This is a genomic window from Actinospica durhamensis (assembly GCF_018139695.1).
In the GTDB taxonomy this organism is placed as follows: domain Bacteria; phylum Actinomycetota; class Actinomycetes; order Streptomycetales; family Catenulisporaceae; genus Actinospica; species Actinospica durhamensis.
Genome location: NZ_JAGSOG010000299.1, coordinates 1 through 9798, shown reverse-complemented (window position 1 = coordinate 9798; position 9798 = coordinate 1). Strand labels below are relative to the sequence as shown.

Genomic DNA, 9798 nt, shown 5'->3' with positions numbered 1-9798 from the left:
CGCCCGCGCCACCGCCCACGCCACCGACTCCGACTCCGCGACGAAGGAAGCCGCCCCCATGACCGACAGCCTGCAGCTCGGCCCGATCGGCCAGATCGCCCGCCACGTCCGCGACGTCCCCGCCGCCGAGCGCTGGTACCGCGACGTCCTCGGTCTGCCGCACCTCTACACCTTCGGCGATCTGGCCTTCTTCGACTGCGGCGGCACCCGCCTGTTCCTGAGCGGCGGCGAGGACGCGGCCGCCGGCGCGGCCCAGGAGCCGTCCGTGCTCTACTTCACCGTCCCCGACATCCACGCCGCCCACGCGCAGCTCAGCGCCCGCGGCGTGGTCTTCCGCGGCGCCCCGCACCTGATCCACCGGCACGAGTCGGGGGTGGAGGAGTGGATGGCCTTCTTCGAGGACCCGGACGGCCACCTGCTCGCCCTCATGGCCCAGACCGAGCCGCGCTCTTAGCCGGGCCGCCCTACTTCACGTTCAGCCACTGTTCGATCGGGCTCAGGGCGAAGTAGGCCACGAACAGCAGCGCGATCACCACCATCAGGATGTGCACGTCACGCAGCCGGCCGAGGACCAGCTTGATCGCGACGAAGGTGATGACGGCGGCGCCGATGCCGTTCGTGATCGAGTAGGTGAACGGCATCAGGGCGATGGCCAGGTAGGAGGGGATGGCCACGTCCCACTCGGTCCAGGGGATGTCGCGGATCTGGGTCATCATCAGGAAGCCGACCACGACCAGCGCGGGCGCGGCGGCCTGCTGCGGGACGATGCCGGTCAGCGGGGTCGCGAACGTGGTCAGCAGCAGCAACAGGCCGGTGACCAGGCTGGCCAGACCGCTGCGGGCGCCTTCGCCCACACCCGCGGCGGACTCGACGAAAGTGGTGTTCGAGGAGCAGGAGCCGGCGCCGCCCGCCGCGGCGGCCAGGCCGTCGATGAACAGCACGCGGTTGATCCCCGGCACCTCGCCGCGGTCGGTGAGCAGGCCGGCCTCCGCCGTCACGCCGACGATCGTGCCCATCGCGTCGAAGAAGTCGGACAGGATCAGCGTGAAGATGAACACGACCGCGGTCACCACGCCGGCCTGGGCGAACCCGCCGAACAGGGAGAACTGCCCGAGCAGGCCGAAGTCCGGCGTCGCGAACACGTGGCTGGGCAGCTTCGGCTGAATCAGCCCCCAGTCGGCCGCGGTCAGGTGCGCGACGTGGTTGACGATCACGGACACGATCGTGCAGGCCACGATGGAGATCAGGATCGCGCCCGGCACCTTGCGCACGAGCATCAGGAAGGTGGCGAGCACGCCGAGGCAGAAGATCAGCACCGGCCAGCCGTTGAGCTGGCCGTTGGAGCCGAGCTGCACCGGCACGGTGGTCTGCGCCGCGTCGGGCACGCGGGTGACGAACCCGGCGTCGATCAGGCCGATCAGCGCGATGAACAGGCCGATGCCGACGCCGATGGCCCGCTTGAGCGGCATCGGGATCGCGTCCATGATCATCCGCCGCAGGCCGGTGACCACCAGCAGGCAGATGCCGATGCCCTCGAGCACGACCAGGCCCATCGCGTCCGGCCAGGACATGGTGGGCGCGATCGTGAAGGCGACCACGCCGTTGAGGCCGAGGCCCGCGGCGATGGCCAGCGGCAGGTTTCCGCCCAGACCCATGATGATCGTCATCACGCCGCCGACCACGGCCGTGGCCACGGTGAGCTGGCCGGTGTTGAGTGAGTGCCCGTACAGATCCTTGCCGCTGCCGAGGATCAGCGGGTTGAGCACCACGATGTAGGCCATCGCGAAGAAGGTGGCGAACCCGCCGCGCACCTCGCGCAGCGGATTGCTCCCGCGCTCGGGCAGCTTGAAGGCGACGGAGACGGGATCGGCGGCCATGGCTGCTCCGTATCGGCGGGGACGGGTGGTGCGGCTGTGCGGCGGCGTTGTCTACGCTTGCCCTCGTGGCCATTCCCGCGGATTCCGAGAAGACGACCGACCAGCCGCCGAACGGGGGGTCGCGCGAGCTCAAGCCGATGGAGGTGGACGTCGCGCGGATCGTCCTGATCGGGACTGGGCTCTACGCGATCGCCGCCGTCGTCCTGCTGGCGATGCACACCTCGCTCACCCGCGCCGGGCACGGGCGCTGGCCCTGGGTCGCGGTCAGCGGGACGGTTCTGGGGCTGCTCGGCCTGTACTACGTCAAGCGGCGGGACCGGGCGATCGCGCGGGACCGCGCGGCCGCGGCGGCCGCGGCGGGCAAGGCCTCCGACGGCGGGTCAGCTGACGCGGCGTGAGAAACGACTGCCGGACGGCTCAGGAGAGCCGACCGGCAGAGTGGGAACGAGCTGAGCGGGAACGAGCTGAGCGGGAACGCCCTGAAGGAACGCGCGGAACGGGAACGCCGCGGGAGACCGCGGGCCCAGCCGGCGGTCAGTCCTCAGCGCTGAGCGGTCAGGAGTGGCCGAGTTCGGCGGAGTCCACCGAGTCCATCGCGAACTCGTCGAGCACCGGCTCGGGCAGCTCGCGCGGCTCGGGCGAGGCCACGGCCTCGGAGTGCCCGCCGCAGCCGAAGCCGAGCGAGACGACCTGGCCGTCGGCCGGGGAGTACTCGTTGGCGCACACGCCGAAGCTCTGCCGCAGCGAGCCGGCCATCAGAGCCAGGAAGCCGCAGGTGGAGCAGGTGGCCGGGGCGGCCTGGGCCATGTCGGACTCCGGTCCGCGGCCCTGCAGCCAGCGCTCGGCCGCGGCCTCGCGGCCCTCGCGGGAGAGCACCCGGGGCCGGGTGAGGCCGAGCTCGAAGGCGACGAACGGCAGCGAGTCGCGCTGTTCCCACACCTCTTCCTCGGCGCCCTTGCCCAGCGTCGTCTCCGGCTCGTCCGCGCCGGTGTAGCCGGGCTCGAGCCGCACGTCGTCGGGGGAGGTCGGGAGCAGGTCGCCGACGCCGATGTCCCCGGGCTGGAGCCGCTCGCTCCACGGCAGCCACTGCGGCGGCATGATCGCGCCGTCGCCGGGTACCAGCACCGTCTCGTCCACGGTGACCAGCTTCGAGCGCGAGGCCCGGGTCACCGTGACGGCCCAGCGCCAGCCGACGTAGCCCCGCTCCCTGGCCTCGAAGAAGTGCGTGGCCACCCGCTCCCCGTCGGACTGGGTGTCGAGGTGCCGGCCCACGTTGCCGATGCCCGCCACATCCTCCGCGGCGGCGAGCGCGAGCTCGACCGCCTCTGCGCACGCGGTGTCCAGGACAGGGGTACGACTGGTACGGGGCTTGGCGGGCGTCGCGGTGGTCACGCCTCCGATGGTAGTCGTTTCACGGGCTGCCAGCGTCAGGCGTCCAGGAGATCGCGGGGGCGCATGACAAGCGCCCGCCGCGGGGTACACACTTGACGCGACGTGACCGGAGGGGGAGAGCGAACGCATGGGTGGTCGAGACAAGGCCTCCGAACAGGTGGATCACGACACGGCGCCGCCGCCGTTGGAAGACACGGCCCTGGGTTCGCCGGCGGATCTGCACGCCACCGAGGCGCTCGGACCCGGCGCGGATCCGGCCGCGGCCACACAGGCGGTCTCGGGCGAGAACGGCCCCGAGGGCTCCCACGGGCAAGACGGCCCAGGTAACCCGGGCGGCCCAGCCGGCTCGACGGGCTCCACCGGCTCGAGCGCTCCCGGGGACAAGAAGGCCGCCGGGCGCAACGCGGCCTGGATGCGGCAGACCGGCAGCGTGGTCAAGCACGGCGCCGACGAGGCGAAGGACGCGGCGGACGCGGTCTACGGCCGGATCCAGCGGATCACCCATGCGGAGGGCGCCGGGCAGTCCGGGCTCGCGCCGGTCATCGAGCTCAACGCGGTGGTCGCCACCGGCGACCTGCTGGTGACCGTCGCGCTGGCCACCTCGCTCTTCTTCAGTGTCCAGCCCGGCGAGGCGCGGCCGAAGGTGGCGCTGTACCTGCTGGTGACCATGGTGCCGTTCGTCATCCTCGCCCCGGTGATCGGGCCGGTGCTCGACCGGCTGCGCGGCGGCCGGCGCTTCGCCATGGCGATCACCGCGCTGGTGCGGGCCCTGCTCGCGCTGGTGCTGGCCAAGACGATCGCCAGCGGCAGCCTGGCCGTGTACCCGGCGGCCTTCGGCTGCCTGGCCGCCTCGCGCGCGTACGGGGTGAGCCGCTCCGCGGTGATCCCGCGCGTGCTGCCGGTGGGCACCTCGCTGGTGCGGGCCAACTCGCGGATCAACCTGTTCACCCTCATCGCGACGCTGGTGGCCACCCCGATCGGCTACGGCCTCGGCAAGCTCAACCACGCCCTGCCGCTGCTGCTCGCGGCGCTGGTGTTCTTCGCGGGCACCTGGCTGGCGCTGCGGCTGCCCAAGCACGTGGACTCGGACGCGGGCGAGGTCAGCGCGCAGCTGCGCCGGGAGGACCACGGCCTGGACGAGAACGAGCGCACCCTGGCGCAGACGATGCCGGACAAGCGGCTGCGCTCGGTGGGCGTGAGCGTGCTGACGGCGCTGCGGGCCACCGGGGCGCTGCGGGCGTTCGCCGGGTACATGGCCCTGTACTTCGCCTTCATGCTGCGCACCAACTCCATCGGCGGCCTGCGCAACCTGACCGCGATCGGCCTGGTGGCCGGCGCCATCGCGGTCGGCGGCGGCCTCGGCTCGCTGGTCGGCGGCTGGCTCAAGGCGCGCGCGCCCGAGGGCATCGTGACCGGCTGCGTGACCATCAGCGCGATCGTGGCGGTGCTCACGGCCTTCTACTACAACCTGCCGATGGTGCTGCTCGCCTGCGGCCTGGCCGGGCTCGCGCCGTCGCTGGCGAAGCTCTCGCTGGACGCGATGATCCAGCGCGACACGGTCGAGCAGGTGCGCACCTCCGCGTTCGCCAAGTCGGAGACGCTGATGCAGCTGTGCTGGGTGCTCGGGGCCGGCCTCGGCCTGGTGATGCCCAGCAGCCACCCGGTGCTCGCGCTGAGCGTCTGCGCGGTCTGGCTGTGCGTGGTGACCCTGCTGACCGGCAAGGCGCTGACGGACCAGCACTCGGCCGCCAAGGCCTCCTGACGGCGGGCCCGGGCCTGCGGTGTAGCGTGGCCGGGTGAATCGGATTCTGATCGTCACCGCGGTCGAGGCCGAGGCCGAGGCGCTGCGCAAGGGGCTGCCCGGCGGCGCCGCGGAGCCGGGCGTGAGCGTGCTCGCGGGCGGGGTCGGCGCGGCGAACGCGGCCGCGGCCACGGCCCGGGCGCTCGCGCTGGACGGCGGCTACGGCGCGGTCATCAGCGCGGGCATCGGCGGGGCGTTCCGGGGCAAGGCCGAGCTCGGCGAGCTGCTGCTGGCCCGGCGGGTGGTGGCGGCCGACCTGGGAGCCCAGACCCCGCCCGACGCCGAGCACCCGGACGGATTCCTGAGCGTGGACGAACTCGGCTTCGGCTCGTCCGCGGCCGAGGGCGGCCGGCTGCCGGGCGTGCGGGCCGTGGTCGGCACGATCCTGACGGTCAACTGCGCCACCGGGACCGAGGAGCGCGCCGGGGAACTGACGCGGCGTTACCCGGACGCGGTCGGCGAGGGCATGGAGGGCTACGGGGTGGCCGCCGCGGCCGCCCTGTTCGACCTGCCGTTCGCCGAGATCAGAGCCGTGTCGAACTTCGTCGGGCGGCGGGAGCGGGAGGCCTGGCGGATCGGACCCGCCCTGGCCGCGCTCACCGCGGCCGCCCGGCCGATCGCGGAAGGACTCCAAGCTTGCTGACCATCGCCTACTCCCCCTGTCCCAACGACACCTTCATCTTCCACGCCTGGGCGCACGCACTGATCGCCGGCGCCCCCGAGCTGGAGATCAGCTACGCCGACATCGACCAGACCAACGGCTGGCTGGCCGACCCCGAGCGGGGCCTCGACCTGATGAAGATCTCCGCGGCGGCGCTGCCCGACGCCCTGGCGAACGGCTACGAGCTGCTGCCCTGCGGCGGCGCGATGGGCCGCGGCTGCGGCCCGCTGGTGCTGGCCGCGCCGGGCTTCGACGGGAGCCTGGCCGGGCGGACGGTGGCGGTGCCGAGCCTGCGCTCGACCGCGTTCCTGCTGTTCCGGCAGTGGGCGGCGGCGCGCGGGGAGAGCCCGGAGATCAAGGTCATGCAGTTCCGCGACATCATGCCCGCGGTGCGCGCCGGCGAGGTGGACGCGGGCCTGGTCATCCACGAGGCGCGCTTCACCTACCAGCAGTTCGGCCTTGAGTGCCTGGCGGACCTGGGCGAGTGGTGGGAGTCCACGACCGGGGCGCCGATCCCGCTTGGCGTGATCGTGGCCCGCTCGGCCCTCGGCCCCGAGGTGATAGCGAACGTCACCGCGGCGCTGCGGGCCTCGGTGGACCACGCCTTCGCGCACCCGGAGGATTCGCACGCGTACGTGCTCTCTCTCGCCGAGGAGATGGACCCGGACGTGGCCCGCCGCCACATCGAGCTGTACGTGAACGAGTTCTCCCGGGACCTGGGCCCGGAGGGCGAAAAGGCCCTCGAACGACTGTTCGCCTAGTCGATCGAGGGCATGGCTCGGGGCGCAGATCCAAGGTGTCCTGAGGCGTATGCGCCGGGCGCGCGCCCGGCGCTCCGGAGGCGCGGACTCAGGGGGCTTAGAGGTCGAGCTGGTCGGCCACCGCGCGCAGCAGCTTGGCCACCTTGCGGCCCTGCTCCTTGTCCGGGTACTTGCCTCGGCGCAGGGTGTTGGAGACGTGGTCGAGCACCTTGATGACGTCCTCGACGATGACGACGAGATCCTCGGCGGGCTTGCGCTGGGCCACCGCGACCGAGGGCTTGGTGTCGACCAGCTGCACGTTCAGCGCGCTCTCGCCGCGCCGGCCGTCCGCGATGCCGAACTCCACCCGCTGGCCGGGCTTGAGCGTATCGACCCCGGGCGGCAGCGCGGAGGAGTGGACGTGCACGTCGCCGCCGTCCTCGCGGGCGATGAAACCGAAGCCCTTTTCGGCGTTGTACCACTTCACCTTGCCGGTCGGCACCGCACTACCTCATCACTCTCGTCGTTACTCCCGGGTTACCCGCGGTGGGCGCGTTCACCCTGACGAGTTAAGGCTAGCTGCCCGGGGCCGCCTGGTCACGCTGCATTATCGACCTGGTGGGAGCCTGCCGGACTTTCCCGCGCGCGTCCCTCGTTCGGCGCAGTCCGCGCGCGCTTCAGGGTCCGGACACCTAAGGTTAGGCGAACCTTACTTAGATAGCCGCCTGGTGTCCGGATCGGAGGGGTCTGATGACGTGCTCGCCGTGCGCCGAGTCCGCCTGCGCCGCGCTGTGCGGCAGCGCCCCGACCGCCACCCGGGGCTGGCTGCTGATCGAGCATCCCGGGCCCTGGCCCGCTTTCGGCTACCCGGACGACCTGCCGAAGCCGCTCGCGCGGGCGGCGGACCGGCTGCTGGCCGAGGGTGTGCGCCCGCAGCTGATCCGGCGCACGGATCGGACCGGACGGCGCGGCGCGGGGGCGCCCGCGGTCTTCCTGGCCGGGGGCGACGGGCACGGCCGGTGGGTCGAGCTGATCGAGCCGGACGCGCTCACGCAGGCGATGCTGACGGATACTCAGACCGGCGGGCGGCTGACCACCGAGGCATTCCGCTCCGGGCACGGGCCCGGGCTCGGGCGAGCAGCCGGACCGCTGCTGCTGGTGTGCACGCACGGGCGGCGCGAGGTGTGCTGCGCCCGCTTCGGGCGCCCCGTCGCGGTGGCCCTGGCGGCCCGGTTCGGCCCGCTGGTGTGGGAGACCACGCACGTCGGCGGCGACCGGTTCGCGGCCAACCTGGTGGTGCTGCCGCAGGGCGCGTACTTCGGCCGGCTCGACCCGCCGCAGGCGGTGGCCGTGGCCGAGCGCGCGCTCGCCGGAGAGCTGGACCTCGACGCGTACCGCGGCACGGCCGGGCACTCGGCCGCGGCCCAGAGCGCCGAGTGGCACCTGCGCCGCAGCCTCGCCGAGCCCGCGCTGGCCGCGCTGCGGCCGCTGGCCTCGCCGGGGCCGGGGCTGCACCGCTTCGCCCACCTCGGGCCCGGCGGCGTCGCAGTGCACTACGACGTGCGGCTGCGGGCCGAGGCGGGCGGCTACCGGCTGGTGGAGATCACGTCCGCCGGATGACGCCCCGGGCCAGGCGCCAGAGCAGGAACATCGCGCCGAGCACCGCGATCATCCGGGGGAGCGCGCCGAAGAACGAGTCGAGGCCGCTGAGCAGATCGACCGGCTTGTCCGGGGTGCCGCCCGGCTTGCCGTGCTGGGTGAGCCAGAACCCGAAGCTGAAAAGCAGGAAGCTGACCGCGGGCGCGCCCACCACGAGCAGCCACTTCTCCACCGGGCTGTAGAAGCGGGAGGCGAACGCGACCAGGCCCCCGCCGAGCAGGAACAGCCACTGCCCCAGCACCGCGCCCAGGACCAGCAACAGGATCGCGGCCGACTCCACCGGATATCCGCGCGGCCCGCCGGACCAGAAGGAGCGCAGCCGGGCCGAGACGTCGGATCCGAGCTCATCCGGCGCCAGTTGCGCCGTCAGCTCGGCCCCGGAGCCCGGCGCGCCGAGGCCGAGCGCGCCGACCGTCTCCGGCCGGTACTCGATCGCGGCGGCGAACGGGTCGGGGTCCAGGCAGATCTCAGGGCCCGAACCCGGCAGCCCGACCGGGTGTACCGGGCCGTGCCCGTGCGTGGTCTCCGGCGCGAGCTGCCTGGCCAGCTCCGCGTCCACGGCCGCCGCGCCGGCACCGGGGCCGGTGCGGCTCAGCCGCGCGGCCAGCGCCTGCTGCGACTCCGGGTCGCGCTGGACCTCGGCGTCGACCAGGGTGACCGGGTCTCCGAGCGAGTTCAGTATCCGCTCGAGCGTGCGCACGTCCCTGCCGTTGGCCGCGCGTTCCTGTTCGATGGTCTGCCGCAGGCTCTCGAGCAGCCGGCTCCGGGAGGCCGGCGAGAGATGGGGCGCCGCGACGTCGGCCACCTTGCTCAGGAACGCGGCCAGATGCTGCTCGGGATCGCGGTCCGGCCGCGCCGCACGCCGGCCGTAGGCGTCGAACTCGTATCCGCTGCGCACTGGAAATCCACCCCTCAAACCAACCCTCATCGCCGAGTCCTGTTATATATGCCCGGCGGGCGGGTGCGACGACCCGGCGCGCGAATGTGTCGTGGAGCACGCGCACGCGCGGTTTCACCCCCCTCTCCGCGGTGCAGAACAGGGCGGCTGTGACAGGCTATGCGGCATGCCGAACGGACTGTTGGAAGTCATCGCCGTCGATGCCGAGGACGCACGCCGTGCGGTGTCCGCCGGTGCACACCGTCTGGAACTGGTGAGCTCCATGCGGTACGCGGGGTTCTGCCCCACTCCCGAGACGGTCGAGGCGGTGCTCTCGGCGGTGGACCTGCCGGTCCGGGTGATGCTGCGGCTGCGCGAGGGCTTCGGGGCGGGCGGGCCGGCCGGCGTGGACGCGCTCATCGAGGCGGCCGAGCGGCTGCGGGCGGCCGGGGCGCGCGAGTTCGTGTGGGGCTGGTTGGACGAGCAGGGCGCGGTGGACCTCTCGAGCGTCACGGCCGTGATCGAAGCCCTTGGCCCGCTGCCGTGGACTTTCCACAAGGCTGTGGACGACGCTTCGGTGGACCGCGCGGCGCTGTTCGCGGCGATCCGCGCCCTGCCCGGCCTCGACACGGTGCTCACCTCCGGCGGCCCGGTGCCGGCCGGCCAGGGCGCCGAGGTGCTCGCGGCCGAGGCGGCCAGGGAGGCCGGGCTGGGGGAGGACGCGCTCCACCTTCACCGCCTGGCCGAGCTCCACCTCGTAGCGGGTGACGGTCGGGCCGCGGGCTGTCTCT

11 protein-coding genes are annotated in these 9798 nt (G+C 73.1%); 7 read left to right on the top strand and 4 right to left on the bottom strand.

The window, feature by feature from the left end; genetic code table 11:
- Nucleotides 1-454: VOC family protein (locus KDL01_RS35015; protein ID WP_212532991.1), on the top strand; the 454-nt coding region annotated here is incomplete at its 5' end.
- Between the two features lie 10 nt (nucleotides 455-464).
- Here the strand turns inward: KDL01_RS35015 and KDL01_RS35010 are convergent.
- Nucleotides 465-1877, bottom strand: a complete 1413-nt coding sequence (locus tag KDL01_RS35010; protein WP_212532990.1) for an NCS2 family permease — start codon at nucleotides 1875-1877, stop codon at nucleotides 465-467.
- A 65-nt stretch (nucleotides 1878-1942) separates the two neighbouring features.
- Between KDL01_RS35010 and KDL01_RS35005 the strand changes: the two genes are divergently transcribed.
- Nucleotides 1943-2275, top strand: coding sequence for a DUF2530 domain-containing protein (locus KDL01_RS35005; protein WP_212532989.1), 333 nt, complete (start codon nucleotides 1943-1945; stop codon nucleotides 2273-2275).
- 157 nt (nucleotides 2276-2432) lie between these two features.
- Here the strand turns inward: KDL01_RS35005 and KDL01_RS35000 are convergent, their stop codons facing one another.
- Nucleotides 2433-3269: a DUF3027 domain-containing protein gene (locus KDL01_RS35000; RefSeq protein WP_307846748.1), complete on the bottom strand. Its 837-nt coding sequence runs from the start codon at nucleotides 3267-3269 to the stop codon at nucleotides 2433-2435.
- A 127-nt stretch (nucleotides 3270-3396) separates the two neighbouring features.
- Between KDL01_RS35000 and KDL01_RS34995 the strand changes: the two genes are divergently transcribed.
- From KDL01_RS34995 to KDL01_RS34985, 3 genes are read left to right on the top strand one after another with little or no spacing between them, the layout of a single operon-like run.
- A complete protein-coding gene (locus KDL01_RS34995) occupies nucleotides 3397-5031 on the top strand; it encodes an MFS transporter (RefSeq protein WP_212532987.1) in 1635 nt (544 codons plus the stop codon).
- 34 nt (nucleotides 5032-5065) lie between these two features.
- Nucleotides 5066-5713 carry a futalosine hydrolase gene (gene mqnB / locus KDL01_RS34990; protein WP_212532986.1) on the top strand — a complete coding sequence of 216 codons (648 nt, stop codon included), beginning with the start codon at nucleotides 5066-5068 and terminating at the stop codon, nucleotides 5711-5713.
- Entirely contained in the window at nucleotides 5710-6492 is a 783-nt protein-coding gene (locus KDL01_RS34985; RefSeq protein ID WP_368861714.1) for a 1,4-dihydroxy-6-naphtoate synthase, read from the top strand. The genes mqnB and KDL01_RS34985 overlap by 4 nt, the downstream gene beginning before the upstream one ends.
- Nucleotides 6493-6589: 97 nt before the next feature.
- On the opposite strand, the gene KDL01_RS46205 is transcribed toward KDL01_RS34985, so the two are convergent.
- Nucleotides 6590-6973 carry a cold-shock protein gene (locus KDL01_RS46205; RefSeq protein WP_212532984.1) on the bottom strand — a complete coding sequence of 128 codons (384 nt, stop codon included), beginning with the start codon at nucleotides 6971-6973 and terminating at the stop codon, nucleotides 6590-6592.
- Nucleotides 6974-7221: 248 nt separating this feature from the next.
- Between KDL01_RS46205 and KDL01_RS34975 the strand changes: the two genes are divergently transcribed.
- Nucleotides 7222-8091: a sucrase ferredoxin gene (locus tag KDL01_RS34975; RefSeq protein WP_212532983.1), complete on the top strand. Its 870-nt coding sequence runs from the start codon at nucleotides 7222-7224 to the stop codon at nucleotides 8089-8091.
- Here the strand turns inward: KDL01_RS34975 and KDL01_RS34970 are convergent.
- Nucleotides 8075-9028: a hypothetical protein gene (locus tag KDL01_RS34970; protein ID WP_212532982.1), complete on the bottom strand. Its 954-nt coding sequence runs from the start codon at nucleotides 9026-9028 to the stop codon at nucleotides 8075-8077. The genes KDL01_RS34975 and KDL01_RS34970 overlap by 17 nt on opposite strands.
- A gap of 166 nt (nucleotides 9029-9194) precedes the next feature.
- On the opposite strand from KDL01_RS34970, the gene KDL01_RS34965 reads away from it, so the two are divergent.
- A partial coding sequence (locus KDL01_RS34965) for a copper homeostasis protein CutC (RefSeq protein ID WP_212532981.1) occupies nucleotides 9195-9798 on the top strand: 604 nt, incomplete at its 3' end.

Bases quoted from the DNA above. Each gene is read 5' to 3' on its own strand.
- KDL01_RS35010 (WP_212532990.1), bottom strand. From the start codon at position 1,877: ATGGCCGCCGATCCCGTCTCCGTCGCCTTCAAGCTGCCCGAGCGCGGG.
- KDL01_RS34995 (WP_212532987.1), top strand. From the start codon at position 3,397: ATGGGTGGTCGAGACAAGGCCTCCGAACAGGTGGATCACGACACGGCG.
- KDL01_RS34975 (WP_212532983.1), top strand. From the start codon at position 7,222: ATGACGTGCTCGCCGTGCGCCGAGTCCGCCTGCGCCGCGCTGTGCGGC.